This window comes from Nitrospira sp. CR1.1 (genome assembly GCA_014055465.1).
GTDB lineage: Bacteria > Nitrospirota > Nitrospiria > Nitrospirales > Nitrospiraceae > Nitrospira_A.
The window spans coordinates 496,195-511,577 of record WIAF01000002.1; the positions used below are offsets into that span (position 1 = coordinate 496,195).

General features: G+C 60.3%; 13 protein-coding genes. 7 read left to right on the plus strand and 6 right to left on the minus strand.

The annotated features are described in order from the left end of the window. Positions 1 to 92: 92 nt before the first annotated feature. The 7 genes from GDA65_06895 (at position 93) to GDA65_06925 (ending at position 6,501) form a co-directional block, all read left to right on the plus strand. Positions 93 to 1,076 carry an NAD-dependent epimerase/dehydratase family protein gene (locus GDA65_06895; protein MBA5862418.1) on the plus strand — a complete coding sequence of 328 codons (984 nt, stop codon included), beginning with the start codon at positions 93 to 95 and terminating at the stop codon, positions 1,074 to 1,076. A 118-nt stretch (positions 1,077 to 1,194) separates the two neighbouring features. Next, positions 1,195 to 2,004, plus strand: a complete 810-nt coding sequence (locus GDA65_06900) for a carotenoid biosynthesis protein (protein ID MBA5862419.1) — start codon at positions 1,195 to 1,197, stop codon at positions 2,002 to 2,004. A 104-nt stretch (positions 2,005 to 2,108) separates the two neighbouring features. Further along, positions 2,109 to 2,726, plus strand: coding sequence for a cytochrome C (locus GDA65_06905; GenBank protein MBA5862420.1), 618 nt, complete (start codon positions 2,109 to 2,111; stop codon positions 2,724 to 2,726). A gap of 22 nt (positions 2,727 to 2,748) precedes the next feature. After that, the gene (locus GDA65_06910; protein MBA5862421.1) at positions 2,749 to 3,069 is read left to right on the plus strand and encodes a hypothetical protein; all 321 of its coding nucleotides are present in this window, start codon (positions 2,749 to 2,751) and stop codon (positions 3,067 to 3,069) included. Between the two features lie 6 nt (positions 3,070 to 3,075). Next, a complete protein-coding gene (locus GDA65_06915; GenBank protein MBA5862422.1) occupies positions 3,076 to 3,549 on the plus strand; it encodes a phage holin family protein in 474 nt (157 codons plus the stop codon). A 202-nt stretch (positions 3,550 to 3,751) separates the two neighbouring features. Further along, on the plus strand, positions 3,752 to 5,581 hold the full coding sequence (locus tag GDA65_06920) for a GAF domain-containing protein (protein ID MBA5862423.1): 1,830 nt from the start codon (positions 3,752 to 3,754) through the stop codon (positions 5,579 to 5,581). A 554-nt stretch (positions 5,582 to 6,135) separates the two neighbouring features. Beyond that, positions 6,136 to 6,501, plus strand: coding sequence for a hypothetical protein (locus GDA65_06925; protein ID MBA5862424.1), 366 nt, complete (start codon positions 6,136 to 6,138; stop codon positions 6,499 to 6,501). A 59-nt stretch (positions 6,502 to 6,560) separates the two neighbouring features. Here GDA65_06925 and GDA65_06930 read toward each other — a convergent pair whose 3' ends face one another. The 6 genes from GDA65_06930 to GDA65_06955 form a co-directional block, all read right to left on the minus strand. After that, positions 6,561 to 7,136: a DNA-3-methyladenine glycosylase gene (locus GDA65_06930; GenBank protein MBA5862425.1), complete on the minus strand. Its 576-nt coding sequence runs from the start codon at positions 7,134 to 7,136 to the stop codon at positions 6,561 to 6,563. 384 nt (positions 7,137 to 7,520) lie between these two features. Continuing rightward, entirely contained in the window at positions 7,521 to 9,566 is a 2,046-nt protein-coding gene (locus tag GDA65_06935) for a TonB-dependent receptor plug domain-containing protein (GenBank protein ID MBA5862426.1), read from the minus strand. A 7-nt stretch (positions 9,567 to 9,573) separates the two neighbouring features. Continuing rightward, positions 9,574 to 9,990: a nickel-responsive transcriptional regulator NikR gene (gene nikR / locus GDA65_06940; GenBank protein MBA5862427.1), complete on the minus strand. Its 417-nt coding sequence runs from the start codon at positions 9,988 to 9,990 to the stop codon at positions 9,574 to 9,576. A 62-nt stretch (positions 9,991 to 10,052) separates the two neighbouring features. Beyond that, a complete protein-coding gene (locus GDA65_06945; protein MBA5862428.1) occupies positions 10,053 to 10,925 on the minus strand; it encodes a metallophosphoesterase in 873 nt (290 codons plus the stop codon). Between the two features lie 179 nt (positions 10,926 to 11,104). Beyond that, positions 11,105 to 12,181, minus strand: coding sequence for a response regulator (locus GDA65_06950; protein MBA5862429.1), 1,077 nt, complete (start codon positions 12,179 to 12,181; stop codon positions 11,105 to 11,107). Between the two features lie 50 nt (positions 12,182 to 12,231). Beyond that, positions 12,232 to 14,988: a response regulator gene (locus GDA65_06955; protein ID MBA5862430.1), complete on the minus strand. Its 2,757-nt coding sequence runs from the start codon at positions 14,986 to 14,988 to the stop codon at positions 12,232 to 12,234. Positions 14,989 to 15,383 lie beyond the last annotated feature (395 nt).

Genomic DNA, 15,383 nt, shown 5'->3' on the forward strand with positions numbered 1-15,383 from the left:
TAAGACGTGAAACGCAATCTCCTCGATCACGCGCTCATCTCCCGTCACTCACATTTCACCATTCACGCTTCACGCCTCACGAGGGTGTACCCATGAATGCTCTCGTGACCGGAGCAACCGGGTTTGTCGGTGGGGCCGTGGCGCGTGCGCTGGTCCAAGCCGGCGCGGAGGTCCGCGTCCTCACGCGCAAAGGCGCCGATCTGCAAAACCTGGCCGGGCTTCCGGTCAAACAAGTGCATGGAGACCTCCGCAATCGCGACTCCCTTCGCCAGGCCCTACGCGGCTGCCGGCAGCTCTATCATGTGGCGGCACATTACGCCCTCTGGGCCAAAGATCCGTCGATCTTCTACGACATCAATGTCACCGGCACGAGGAACATTCTCGAGACAGCGCGCGAGGTCGGTGTAGAGCGCAGCGTGTATTGCAGCACGATCGGTGCGATCGGGTTGCCGCCGGGCGGAGGACTCGGCACCGAAGAGACGCCGGTCTCGCTGGAACAGATGGCGGGACATTACAAACGTTCCAAATATCTCGCCGAACAAGAAGTACAGAGACTCGCGCAGGAAGGCCTGCCGGTTGTCATCGTCAACCCGAGTGCGCCGGTCGGGGCAGCCGACGTGAAACCGACCCCCACCGGGCAGATCATCGTGGACTTCATGAAGGGCCGCATGCCCGCCTATATCGAAACGGGTATGAACCTGATCGATGTGGACGACGTAGCCCAGGGCCACCTGTTGGCGATGCAGAAGGGCCGTCAGGGAGAACGCTACATCCTCGGCAATAAAAATCTGTTGTTGAACGAGGTGTTTCAGATCCTCAGCCGGATCACCGGGGTGAAGGCGCCCTCCGTCAAGCTGCCGCGCCTGGCCATCCTGCCGCTCGCCTACGCGAATCAGTGGATCGCGAACCTGACCGGCGTGCCCCCACGTATCCCGCTCGAAGGCGTGAAGATGGCCAAGTATAAAATGCATTACGATTGCAGTAAGGCCATCCGCGAACTCGGCTTACCGCAAACGCCGGTCGAGGTCGCGCTGGAAAAGGCGGTGAGGTGGTTTCGCGAGCATGGCTATGCCTAATCGGATGCTGAAACAGGCCTCCAGCTGCGTTCTCGGCTCGGCAAGATCCTCAACGTACCCCCAAGGGTACGCCTGCGGCCTTGCCGGAAGACCTGTTTGAGCATCCTCAACGTACCCGATGGAACTTCTCCTTCTTTTTGCGAAGACGATCCTCCTCCGCCCCTACGTGTTCGCCTTTCTGGCGGCGTTCTTGTTTTCAGCCATTGCGCTGATCGGCTGGCCGCGGACGTGGCGGTTCTGGCTCATCAGCTGGATGACGGCCTTCGTCTGTGAGTACTCCTCCACGCGTAACGGCATTCCCTTCGGTTGGTACCACTACAACGGGTCCACGGTCGGCCAGGAACTCTACGTTTCCAATATTCCGTTCATGGATTCGATCTCGTTTTCGTTCCTACTCTTCGCCAGTTATACGCTCGCGCTCATGTTGCTCCTGCCGATGGCACAGGACCACCGAGGACCGGGCCTGCGACTCCCCCGCCTTTCGTTCGCGCCCGCCGAGCGGACTTCCTGGCCGGTGTTCATCTTGACCGTGCTGTTCTTTGCCTTCATCGACATGGTGATCGATCCCGTGGCACTGCGCGGCGACCGCTGGTTCCTCGGCAAGATCTATTATTATCCCGATCCTGGCGTGCACTACGGCGTGCCGATGGCCAACTATATCGGCTGGGCGGTCGTCGGGGCGATTTCGCTCCTGGTCTATTTTCCCCTCGACCAGCGGCTGGCCGACCCGCTCCCGCCGCATACACCGTCGACGACGCACCGACTCCTCCTGGGAACCGGCCTCTATTATGGCGTGTTGATCTTCAACCTGGCGGTCACCTTCTGGATCGGCGAGTCACTCCAGGGCACGACCGGCCTCTTGATGTACGTGCCGGTCACTGCCATGCTCCTGCTACGATTGCTCGCCCCTGCGCCGGCGTCCGCGTAATCCGCGTGTTCCGCCTGTGGCGAAGCGGGGCCAATTGGCATTCATTCGACTGAGACGGTATAGTGGAGAACGGCGCGACGCCAGCGCAGGAAGGTTTGTCTCTGATGAAGAAAATTTGCGGACTCTTGATGATCGGCTTCCTCGCGACCCTGGGAATTCTCGGGTGGTTCGGTTACCAATCCTACACGACCGGGTTCAGCGCCAAAGCCGAACCGAACGAGTTGGAAGTGTTGATCGCCAGGCAAGTTCGACATCTGGCCATCCCATATGAAAATAGGCGACTCCGCAATCCCCTGCCCGTCACGCAAGAGATGATGAAGGAAGCCCGCGCCCATTTCGCCGACCATTGCGCCTCCTGCCATGCCAACAACGGCAGCGGGGACACGGTGATCGGGAGGAATGTGTACCCGAAAGCGCCGGACCTCCGCCTCCCCGACACACAAACGATGTCGGACGGCGAGCTGTTCTTCATCATTCAAAACGGCATTCGTTTCACGGCCATGCCCGGCTGGGGTACCGGCGACCCGGCGAAGGACAGCGGGAGCTGGGAACTCGTGCATTTCATTCGTCACCTGCCCAGCATTACCGAAGAAGAACTGCAGGAAATGGCCGCCCTGAATCCCAAGACGAAGAAAGAGTTACAAGAAGAATTGCTGATCGACCAGTTCCTGAGCGGAGACGACGCCGCCGCGTCCAAGGCCGCCGGCGCGCACCGCCATTAATGCACCAACGAAAGGACCCCCCGTGACATTCCTTCGACTCTTTATCGCCGCATTCCTTCTCATCTGCGCACCGGCTATCGTCGCCGCCCACGGCAGCGGGCAACATGTGCTCGGCGTCGTCTCGGCCATTGATGCCACCCACATGGAAATCAAAACTCCGAAGGGCCAGATGGTCTCGGTTCGCCTCACGGACAAGACCCAGTACAAGGTGCGCAATCTACGCCGCCCGAAGAGTCCGCCTCAGGTGGGAGACCGGGTGGTCGTCGAAGCGGAGAAAGGGACCGATGGTCTGACGGCGACGGAAGTGCATTATTCTGATTCGCAACCGAAGGCAGCCCAATAACCCTCCATGCGCGTGTTTCAACTTTCTCACAACCAGCAAGCCAGACCGGGCGGCGACGGCCTTCGGCCGTTGATGATGAGGGTCCTGATCATGGGCCTCGCCGTCTTTCTGGCCGTGACCACTGTGCCCGGCATTGAGTCCGACAGTCTCGGTGCCGGGGTGGCCGCCGTGCTGGTCCTGACGCTGCTGAACAGCCTGATTCGCCCGCTGTTGTACCTGCTGGCGCTCCCGCTGATCGTCGTGTCCCTCGGTCTGTTCATGGTCGTCATTAACGCCTTGTTGCTGCAACTCACGGCTGCCCTGGTCAAAGGGTTTACCGTCGCCGGATTCGGCGCGTCTTTCTGGGGCGCCCTCGTCATCAGTCTGGTCAGCAGCATTCTCAACATGCTGCTGGTGGTCGAACAGAGCCGGATCGAACCGGGCCAGCGTCCGCAACGCCCGCCAACCATCATCAATCCCGACGGGTCAGAGCATTCGTGAGGGCTGCGTCTTTCCTTGAGTTACTCTGATATGACTGTTACAATGCGCCCCGGCGCTCGATCTTCACCGCAGAGAGCGTACAACCTATAACCGGCATCGTGTTTCGAACGTGCTGCGGGGCATGGTTCACGATCAGCGCTGAACGCGCCGATCGACAATCGCCGCCCCCCTGCATGATCGCAAGCATCCTGCATAGAGGTCGATGAGTCCTCCAGTCGAACCAGCGAAAGCCACAGCGGAAACCCATCTTCAACGCACCCTGACCTCGGTCCTCAACGGATTGCCGGCTGATGCCGCGCTGGTCGCGATTTTCCATCAGGAACAGGGTCCGTTGACCACGCAGGTGCATCGAGGATTTACCCCGCGGGACGTCCAATCGATCGGCCGCACGTTGTCCTCGCAGAAGGTGTTCACGTCGGTTCCGGTCGGGAACGATCCCGAAGCGTCGCGCACCATTCGCCTTCGCCTGATCACCCCTGGCGCCAAGTCGCTCCTCGGCATGCCGCTCCGCCACAAGAACCGCACCTATGGATTTCTGGTCATCGGGCGGAAAGACAATGCGGTCTATGCCAAAAAAGACAAGACCATGCTCGAGCAGGCCGGCGACGACATTACCAAGGCCCTCGAGCGCGACAGCCTCTTCGACCTCAACGTGCTGCTCAGTCGCCCGCTGGTGCTGCAGGAGCCGCAACCGGTCATTGCCGCCCCCGATGTCTACAATGCCCCAACCTCCCACGCCACGCCTGAAATCCAAGGGAAAATCGTGGTGCTGCTGAATGAGCTGAACCAAACCCTGGCCTTCGATCGCGCCTGGATCGGCGCCTATGACCCACTCGCCGGCAACGTGGAAGTTCTGGGAATCGCCGGGGAACAAAAAACCGACCCCAAAGACCAAAAGAAAGATCTCAAAGCAGGCCAGCGCCTGACACTCGATGCCTCCGCCGCCGGGTGGGTGGTGCGTCACCGGAAGCCGCGGGTCGACCATGATCTCGCCTCCACGCAGGGGCGCTTTCTCGATCACAAGCACTTGTACAAGGACCGTTTCCAGTCGTCGTTGGTTCTGCCCTTCTTCTTGCGCGGCCAAGTCGGGGGAACCATCACGCTGGCATCGAAGGAAGCAGACCGGTACACGGTACCCGATGCCCGCCTGCTCGAGCCGATCAACCTCAAGTTGGTGGATCTGCTCCAGACTGCGCCTCCTTCCGCGGCAGGCGCCCCTAAAGTCGAAGGAGCGGCCGATTCCGAAGCTGGTTCCGCGGCGCTGATTTCAGCTGAGCCGGTGATCAGAAAACAGGAACGGCAGGCCGCCATTGGAGAGTTCAGCGCCTTCCTCGCCACTGAGATCAGGGAGCCGCTGGGCTCCATTCGCGCCCAGTTGGAAGAGGTCACTGCGGAGGGCATTCTCGATTTCGACCCGCAGACCCGTGTCGAGAACGCCATGCGAGACCTGATCCGCATCGAAGCGATTTTGAACGAAATCCTCGATTTCGCCAAACCACTGGATCTCACGCGCCGGCTCTGCCGCGTCCCGGAAATGGTCGAAAACGCGCTGACCGTCGTCGCCACCGAACTGGAAGCCACCCGCATTCAAGTGGTCAAAGAATATCCCGGGCTTCTCGCCCCGGTGCGTGCCGATGAAGCCAAGATGCAGCAGGTTTTCCTTAGCATTTTCAAAAATGCGATCGAGGCCATGACCCCGGGTGGAATCCTGACGATCACCATGAACAACCAACGGGCCGGAAAACATCTGGAAGTCCAGATCCTGATCAAGAATAACGGAACGCCGATCCCGCCGGAACATGTCGACAAGGTCTTCGAGCCGTTCTTCACGACAAAACGCTCCGGCACGGGCCTCGGTCTCGCCACGGTCAAAAAGATCGTGGAGGAGCATCAGGGCAGTATCGGGATTTCAGGCACACCCGGCGAAGGCACGACGGTAACCATTCGCCTGCCCGGTGTCAGCCGTGGGCCTGCGCATCGTTATCGGGGGCGCGGCCGCCGCCCGCCGCGCCGCCCCACCGCCGCCTCCTAATTCGGCTTTTACTTTTCAAAATTCGAAGGTTGTATCTCTCACAACTTATCCCTCAGCGCGTTTTCTCTCGCGTCGAACAACGTCTCCTCCTAGGTCCGGCCAGTCGCGCGCGTGCGCCGAACATGCCATTATCCTTCGCATTCATACGGACCGGCGGGGTGAGCCTTCTCCTGCGCGCGTCCAACGAGGGCCTTCTGAGGCCGCGCGTTGCGCGAGCAAAGGAGGCTCTCGCGCCGGTCATCCGCTTTACCCACTGGCTGCGCCAAAAGGCCGCTTTTCACAAGCAAAGCCGATTCAAGGTCACATCCCTCCGAACCAATCGCCCACATACCTGCGGGTGGTCATCGAGGCCGTCCGCCTGCGCGCATGGGCCGAGCACATTCCGATGGTGCGCGGTCTGCGAGCAACTGGATGGCCTCATGACCACCCACTCTCCTCCCCCCTTTATTCTTGACACGGCTTCTTCAGGCAGCTAATATTCCGGCACTCTTAAGGCTTTTAACGTCTATATACTCGACCACCATACTTTCACATTCTTTCAAAGGAGTAGGGGTATGAAACTCGTGATCGGCAGCGTCGCGACCCTTGCAGGTGTACTGTTTTTGTGTTCGATGGCCTCCGCAAACCCGGCGCTGTTGCCGAAGCACGAAGGTTATCCGATGAAGAACGACGGTAGCCCGGTGAACGGACAGCCGACGGCCAATGATCCCGGACAAAAGGACGCACGCGGGGAGTCCACCTTGCTCAAGTCCTTCGAATCCACGAAGCATGCCGAACAGAAGTTGACCAAAACGGACAATGCCCGGATCACCGAAGGCCAGGGCGCAGGCCGCTTGCCGAACGTGCAGGGCCCGCAGATCAAGATCGAGCCGCCTGTGACCTCAGCAACGAAGATCACCGGCGAGCGCAAGATCGACTAGTTTTTAATTCTTCCGACTCTGTTCTCCAACGGGGAAGCCGCACACCGGCTTCCCCGTTTTTATTTCTTGGGACTAGAGAATCTGGCGGTGGTACGGCGGGGCTTGGACGGCTCCATTGTCAGACGAAACCGCCAGGGCTTGTGCGCCCACTCACCGGCATAATCCACGCCGATACGCGGATGGGTCTTCAGCACGCCGGTCGGTACGACCTCGCCGCGGTCTTCAAACCAGAGGGACTGGCCGATCGTCAGATCGCAACGATTCAAGCGGCGATCGATGTCGAAGGCACGAGTCAACCGCCCGGGGCCATCGATCACCCGTCCCTCGCATTCCACTGCCCGCAGGAGGATCGCCGCCGGAAATCCCTCCTGCTCCGTCACCACATTTAGCATTTCATACATGCCGTAACACAGGTACACGTAGGCATGTCCCGGCGGTCCGAACAGCACGTCCGTCCGTGCCGTCCGCCCCTTCGAGGCATGGCAGGCCTTATCCTCCGTGCCGATGTACGCCTCGACCTCGATGATCCTTCCGGCAAGCAGCCCGCTGCCCTGCTCGCGTACGAGATATTTCCCCACCAATGCACGGGCCACCTCGAGGGTGGGACGATCGAAATAGTCACGAGGAAGAATCATCGCCGCTCCAACCTAAGGTAACCGGACAGCCCCAACTGTACATGGCGATCATCCATACGTTCAATCAATGGAGGCGCCGCTGCAGCCGATGGCAGCACCGGCGCGTAGCGGCTGATCACTCAGATGTATCTAAATAGCCTTCTCAAAATGGTTGCTAGCAAGGCCGCAGGCGAGAAAATACCGCAGACGTACCCTTGCGGTACGTTGAGGATATTTTCGAGCTGAGAACGGCGTTCGAAGTCGTTTTCAGCGGTCGAGACAGGCGGCTCAAACTGCCCGTTCAGCAAGGCCGCAGCCGATGTCAGCTCCGGAGGCGTAGCCTCTGGCTACGTCGAGGATGATGCCGAGGTGAGAACGAAGCTGGCGGGCAGTTTCAGCCGCCTGTCAGAAGTACCAGGCGAGACCGGCCATCACAAACCGTGGACTCCCCGGCACAAAATGCGTATCCGCGACACCGGCTGCTTCGTGACGCAGGCGCGATTCAAAGAAAAACGTGGCTTGTTCCCATTTCGCGTTGAAGAGATTCTGCACGAAGAGAAATGCCTCCAACCGACCGTGCGGCAGTTTCACCGGAAGTTGGTACCGTTCCGACAGGTCGAACGTAGTCCAGGACGGCGCTTTCGCGCTGCGGTCTTCCACCAGCGGCCGCACGCCGAGATAAGTCGCCTGGATCTGTGACATCAGCCCTTCCGGCCAGCGCAGCAGCAACGCTCCATACGCCGTCACTTCCGGAGCCAGCGGAATCGCGGCGCCGGTGGTGAATTCCGCCTTCGTCCAGGTCACGCTGCCGTTGAAGTAGAGCGGTCCCCAGATCTGTCCACGTGCCGCGACCTCCATGCCGCGGCGGCGCGAGGCCCCGCGTATCTCCGTTGTCCCTTCATCTCCCACGAACACCAGTTCCTGCTTCAAATCTAGCGCCCAGAGGGTCGCGATCAGTTCGACTCCGTCAGGCCCCCAGGGCTTGGAACGAATGCCGACTTCGTAGTTTCTCGCTTTGGCCAGAGGGGAGGCAGCCCGGGCTATGGCCGAACGGGCATCGTTGCTGTGATACCCCTCGCCGTAGTTGGCAAAGAACTCCGTCCTGAACCAGGGCCCCAGCATGACGTTCATTTTCGGCAGCACGAGCCCTGAACTCGTATTGCCGGCTGGTTGTTCCGAGCAGGTTGCACAGCGGTTCCGCACATCGAACGTGAACACCTCGGTGCGAACACCACCAGACAGTCGCAACCAGGGCGCCGGCTGCAGGTCCACTTTCAGGAACGGTGCGGAGGAGGCTTCGAGCATGGTGCTGTCCACGGTTGTCCCCAGCGGCGACCGCTTCACCTGTGGCGCCAGACGCGCATGGATATCGTCCACCCGTGTCTGGAAGCCCACTGTCGCGGCGCCGTCCATGTCGAAAAATCGAACGGGCTGTTTGTAGCCCACATCCCCACCATAGACGACTCGCCGGTCTGATTGCTGAAAGCCGTCGCCATTGACCGTGTCGTTCAGAAAAAACGTGAAGTTCGAAAACAGATCGAACCGGTAATACTGCGCATAGGCATTGGCGAAGAAGCGGCCACCAGACGGCATGTCGTAATGGTAGTTGATCCGTCCGGTGCTGCGAAGCGTCTTGCCTCCCTCGCTCGGATCGATGGACCCGAACCGGTCGAGCGATCCATCGTGCACCGCCCGCAATGGAATCTCGCCCGAACCGTTCCACTGCGACTTCTGAAACGTGCCGGTAATGACCAGTTCGTCCCGGCCGAGCGGATTCATCGTGGCCTTGCCCAATAGATTCCCTCGGAAATAGCGATTATCGCTCTGAAACGGCCCGTCGGTGTAGTAGCCCTCCGCCGCGAACAGTGTTCGCACCGCATCCTTGGTCGGCGAGAACATCACAAGATGCCGCTGGGTGTTGAACTGTCCGCCGGCCGACTGAACGACCCCTTCTTTCACCATTTCACGCGTGCGAAAATTCACCGCGCCCGCCGTCGCAAAGTCGCCGTACTCCGGAAGATACGCGCCCTTGTAGACATCCACCCCTTCGATGGTTTCTGGAATGATGAAGTTGAGATCGGTGTACCCTTGCCCGTGGGCATGACTCCGCAAATTGATCGGCATCCCGTCGGTGAAAAACGCGACGTCCGTCCCGTGGTCGGCATCGAACCCGCGCAGGAAATACTGATCGGCCTTTCCGGCTCCGCCAGAATGTTCCACCGCAATGAATCCGGGGATCAGCCGCAACACCTGGGCCGGTCGCCCCTGCGGCTGCATGAGAAATTCCTTGTCGGGAATGAATTGTTGGGAGGACGCCGCCACGGGGCGATCGGTGGAGACTTCGACTTCCGGCACCTCGAGATCGACGGCATCCGGATCATGGGCGGCCACCGGCGCAGTCCAGAGGATCACACCGAGCGCAATCACGAAGCAGCGACACGCACGCGTCACCGGCGGCTCACCGCAGCCCTGTACCGGTCGTCGTCATCGTGAGCTTGCCGTGTTTCACGCCTTTGACGCTGAGCAAGGCGTCGGCGATCCTGCGGATGGCGCCCCCTTTGCCCCGTGCCACGAGGACCTCGAGGCAATGGTCATGGTCCAGATGCACATGCATCCCGGCCATAATGCGGCCCTGAAACTCATGCTGAATGCGAGTGAGCTTTCTGGCGAGATCCGGCACATGATGGTCATAGACGAAGGTGATCGTCGCCACCGTTTCCTTGTTCTCGTTCCATTCCTGACTGACCAGGCTATCCCGAATCAGGTCGCGGATAGCCTCAGAGCGATTGGTGTATTTCCGCCGCTCGATCAAACGATCAAAATCATGGAGTAGATGCCGGTCAAGTGAGATCCCGAATCGCGCGAGTGTGTCCATGACGCCTTCTCCATCGTGCTACCAAATATTTTTTTGTAACACCAGAATGAAGGAGGCGTCAATCACGAGGAGGACTGATTAGGAGTGAGCGTAGAGCGGATGGTCATAATCGATATCTCGGGAGGGACTCGAAAGCGAACGGGCAGGATACTGGTGCCGATGCCCGTGCTCACAAATAAATGCCGCCCCCCTTCCACGATATGCCCAATGGCATACCGTTCACCGAATTGTGACGGCACGACAGGCCGTCCCCATCCGGGCACCGCAACCTGCCCGCCATGGGTATGCCCGGCGATGGTGAGAGTCACCCGGCCCGGGATCTCGGGAAACACATCCGGATTATGCGTCACGACGATCACCGGACTCGTCTCATCCACACCGCTCAACGCACGGCGCACATCATGTGCCGCTTCCCAGAAATCACTCACACCGGCTAACCAGATCGACGTGTGATGGAACATGAGAGGAATGGCGCGATCCTCCAGAACCGGAATCCCCTCGGCCTCTAGCGCCTTCCGTACGCGGGTACCGTCAAACCACCAATCATGATTGCCTAAGACCGCATACACGCCGAGCGGCGCCTGCAGTGATCGAAGGACCCTGGCACTCGCTTCGGGTTCGATAAAATGCCCGCCGACCACGCCATGGATCACGAAATCCCCCGCCAGCAGGACAAGGTCCGGCTGAGCGCGATTGGCTGCCTGCACTATGTCCTGCAATTTCTCCAGATCGTTATGCGGAGAGCCGGTATGCAAATCAGCCAACACCGCAATACGAAGGTCGCGGGCAGAGGCGGGCCATCCAGGGAGCGCGAGCTCATATTCCCGCGTAGACAGGGAGGCCGGCTCCCACCACAATCCCCAACCGGCCAGCACAACCAGGAGCCCGCTCAGGAAATAGCCCGCGCCACGCAGCGTCCACCGTCTGACTCGCATGGCCATCAAGGCAGCATCCTTACCGGCACACGCCCATCTGGCCGTGCGTCCAACGACGGAGCGGTCTCAACATCGGGACTCGCCACTTCATAGTACCGTTTCGCTCGAGGATGAATTGAGTGCGGTGACTGCGATTGCGCCCGATCGGGCAGGCCGGTGCGTCGGGGGGGAAACGGAGATTACGCAAACAACTGCTGAGCCGTCGCATCGGCCAGCAGATTCTCTCCTTCGCGATCGATGAGCTTGAGAAAGAGGGCGCTCAACTCGGGATCAAACTGGGTTCCGGCATTCCGCTCGATCTCTGCCCTCGCCTGCGCAAGAGGCAATGTGGCTTTATACGAACAGGCATGGGTCATGATATCAAACGCATCCGCGAGCGCGACGATCCGCCCGGACAGGGGAGTTTGCACCTCCTTCAGCCGATGATATCCGGCGCCGTCCCACCGTTCATGGTGCGTCAACGCAATCTCGCGCGCCATCATCAAGAGCGGCGCCTGGCTATCGGCCAGAAGCTTCGATCCAATCTTGGTGTGCGTCTTCATCGCTTCCCGCTCAACCGCAGTATAGGCGCCTTCCTTCATAACAATGGAGTCGAGCAGGCCGATCTTGCCCACATCATGAAGTGGAGCGGTTTTCTTGATCATGTCTACCTGATCCGGCGGCAACCCCTTCATGTCTGCCAGCAACATGGCCACACGGCCCACACGCCAGGCATGGGCGCCCTTCGCATCGTACCGGTATTCGGACGCCAGGACTAATCGATTGAGCAGATCCAGCTGCGTCTGCTCCACAACTCTGGTGCGCAACCGGACCTGGGCCTCCAGATGTTCATTATGCATCCGGATCTGTCGATGTAGCCGCCGGGTCTCCAATTGGTTCTTGATCCGCAACACCACTTCCGTCGCGTCCACAGGCTTGTTGATGAAGTCGTTGGCGCCTTCGGCCAAGGCTTTGTGTTTCGTCGGCGCGTCCAACTCACCCGTGATGATCAGAATCGGCACATAGTCTTCGGCAGGGATGAGCTGCCTCAATTGCCGCATGACCTCACAACCGTCCATGTGAGGCATACGCATATCCAGGGCCACCAGATCCGGCTTGCCCTCTTGATACAAGGAGACGGCCTGCCGGGAATCGTTGGTCATCACGATGCGGCTATACCCGGCCTGCTTCAGCACCGCTTCCATCAATTTGGTGCAATGGGCTTCGTCGTCAACCAGAAGAATCTTGATAGTCGTCAGATCAAGGTCCTGCATCACGCTCTCACCACTCCTTCGCCCGTATATGTGTTCCGTTGAGCCTACCACCCTCAGGCCGCATCACCAATTTCTTTTCCGCTCTCCGCAAAAAGGGCACCTGGAAACGTCAAGGTCGACAGTGTCCGCTGGAGGGCCGCCATGGTCAGCGGCTTGCAGAGTTCGGCATCCACGGCCGCCGAAGCGACTTCCTTCACTTCAATCTCGTCGCCGCCGGTCAGGAGTACCACCGGGGTCTCGGGCGACACCCGTTTGATCACCTCGGCCAATTGCCGGCCGGTCATGTCCGGCATGCCGTGATCGGTCACGACCAGATGCACCCGCTCAGGGTTGAATCGTTTCACAGCCTCGGCCGCGCTGGTGACCACTTCCACCTGATGGCCCGCCACCCGCAGATACTCTCCGGTGACACGCCCCACCAGCGGATCGTCGTCGACCACCAATATCTGCAGCCGCACGCCATCCAGGCTGTTGCTCTCTTGCTTGTGGCTCACCTCCTGCCCCGCCTGAATCGGCAATCGGATGCTGAAGGTCGTGCCAACCCCGACGGCGCTGGTGATGTCGATGGTGCCCCGCAACCGCTTGATAATGCCATACACCATCGCCAACCCGAGCCCGGATCCCTTTTCTCCTTTTGTCGAAAAAAATGGTTCGAGACAACGCTGGCGCACGTCTTCGGTCATGCCTGTGCCGGTATCGCTGACTTCCAGTCGCACATGGTCGCCGTCCGCCTTGGTCCGCAACGTGATCGAGCCGCTCTTCGGCATGGCATCGACGGCGTTAAAGACCAGATTCGTCAGCACCTCGCGCAACTCCGATTCGTGGCCGGCCACCGGCGACACCGAATCCAATTCCGTTTTGATCTCGATGGCCACTCCATTGGACAAGGCCTGATCCTTCCATTTCGGCTGGCTGAGCTTCACACTCTGCTCGACCAACCGGTTCAGATCCACAATGCCGGCCAGGTCCGCATCGAGGCGGGGACGATAGAACTCACGCAGACGGCTCACGACCTTCGCCGCATCCTTGGCCGCCATATTGATGGTCTGCAGATATTCCTTCAGTTGCGCCGGATCGGCGGACATCTGCGGGGCAATGAGCAACAGTTCGCTGAAGCCCATAATGGGCGACAGCGTATTGTTGAAATCGTGGGCAATGCCGCTGGCCATTTGACCTAACGCGCGGAGCCGCTCCTGTTGCACCATCTGCTGTTGCGCGGTCTGCAGGTCGGTCATGGTTTGCTCCAGCCGGGCGTGGCTCTCACGCAGCGACGTCTCCGCCCGCTTCCGCTCCGCCAGATCCGAAGCGTTGCTCAATGCCACCGCCACCTGATCGGCCAATTGGCGCAATTGCGCCAGGCGCTCGTCATCCATGCCGGGAGCGCGCCGGTAACTCAACGCAATCCCGCCCAGCAGGTCCCGCCCCCGGAACAACGGCAGAACCAACAGCGACTCCGCGCCGGCCCCGCAGAGAGGCCCGAACACCCCGCCCGCCACCAGACCGCTTACTGCCGCGCTGCCCTGGTGCGCCACGAGCATTGCGCGTTCCTGCCCGCTCACCGCAACCCCCGTCATGCTGGTCTCCGCACCGGACGATCCGACCCGCGCATAGAGCCAGCCACGGGCAGCATCTGCCGGATCGATGAGCAGGATCGCGATCCCCTCGCACGGCGAGACTTCACGCAAGCGCGCCAGGACAGTATCCACGATGCGGCTGGGATCAAGCACGGACAGCACCGAACGACCGATTTCATGGATGGTGGCTAGCTGGGTGAATTGCTGGTGCAATCGCCCCGCCATGGCGTTGAACGATGAGGCCAGCTCCTCGAACTCATCGCCGCTCCGGACTTGAACCGGCTGCGAGAAATTTCGCGCCGCGACGCGCCTGGTGCCCTCCCTCAACTGCTCAAGCGGCACCATTGTCTTCCGGATCTGGGTCACGCTGAGCAGGGCCACGGCGAGCAACGCGATCACGACGATCAGAAGAAACCGATAGTGGAAACTCGCCAGCGGCGCCAACACCGAACTCCTGGGCTTGCTGAGCATCACCGTCCAAGGCGCCGATAAAAATTGAAATCGCAGTGGAATCGCCCAGGAACTGGCCAGATACACGTCCTGCTCGTCTCGCCACTCGAACAGCCCCGCACGACCGCTTCCCTGCGCCGCCCACTGTTGCATCAACGTCGCCGATACCGCATGACTGCAAAACAGGACATTGCGATCGTGGCCAAAGACACACATCGAGGTATCGTCGGGCAAGGTCATACTCCCGCCCAAGTCCCACAAATTTTCGTGACTGATTTCCGCCACCACCACGCGCCCGTCAAGTTCCGAGAGTCGCGAGAGAAAAATCCTGGCCCCTTCCAGGCCATTCGGCTCGACCGTGAGCAACGTCTTGTCCTGACGAAGCAGCGCCCGCTGTCGCTGGGCCAAGGCCTGGACTCCCTGTAGCTCACCGAAAAACAGAGAGGTTTCACCAGTCTCGGACACGGAGGCCATTCCGGCAAATCCCGGAAGGCGCGCCAACACCGGTGGGGACACCTCCCCGGACTGCGTCGCCACACCCGCTCGCTGTTGTGCGATGGCCGAAAGCAGTTCCGCTTCGAGGAGTAAGAACCGTTGGTAGATGGCCATGCCCATGGCCTTGCTTTCCTGTCGCACACGGCGCTCCGCCTGCTGCGTGAGCTGGCTAGTCACGTCGCTGAGCGATACCAGACTCAACGCACCGACAGGTAACAAGGCACAGAGAAGAAAGAGCCAAAACACGCGGCGGGCGACACGGCTGCGGAGGAAGGAATATTCGATCTGCACGATACCTTCGTCTCGTTAAAACTCGACGGCCAGCCCGACGAAGCTGCCGTCGTTCGCGCGGATCACGTCGTCGTGACTTGGCCTGGCCGTGAGAGGAATGACGGTCTCACCATCTTTCCCCACACTGTACAGGTCATAGTCGGAATTGATCGGATGGAGAAAGCGATCCTTGCGCGGTTGAGTTGGACGTCCGGTGCTGAGCGGCGCCGCGGCATACGCACTGTCGGGCTCGAACCAGAAGCTGGTGGGCGATGATTTCTTGGAGGCCGGGCTGGAAGAACCGCCTCCTCCTGCACCGGAAGGAGGCGGTGCCGCGCTGCTACTCGGAGCAGCGCCTCCGCTGGGGCTCGTACCACCCGCACCGCCCCCCGCCCCACCTGAGGCTCCACCACCAC